This is a genomic window from Enorma phocaeensis (assembly GCF_016901575.1).
Classification (GTDB): domain Bacteria; phylum Actinomycetota; class Coriobacteriia; order Coriobacteriales; family Coriobacteriaceae; genus Limicola; species Limicola phocaeensis_A.
Genome location: NZ_JACJKQ010000102.1, coordinates 1 through 225 on the forward strand (window position 1 = coordinate 1; position 225 = coordinate 225).

General features: G+C 70.2%; 1 pseudogene. It reads right to left on the reverse strand.

Going from position 1 to position 225, the window contains the following annotated elements:
- A pseudogene (locus H6A15_RS10305) lies at positions 1-114 on the reverse strand (ATP-binding protein); the annotation flags it as partial.
- Between the last annotated feature and the right edge of the window lie 111 nt (positions 115-225).

Below are 225 nucleotides of genomic sequence, written 5' to 3' on the forward strand. Positions count from 1 at the left end.
GGCCATGTGGGTCTTGCCGACGCCCGGGCTGCCGACGAGCACGACGTTCTCGCGGCGCTCCAGGAACCCGAGCGACGCGAGCTCCTCGACCACCGGGCGGCTGAGCGAGGGCTGAATCTACCCCGATTCCGTTTACACCCTTACGCCGCCATCGGGTGGCGGTCCTCCTCGGGCCAGTTGGCCCGCTCGAACTCCTCGGGGCTGAGGTACCCCAGCGCCGAGTGC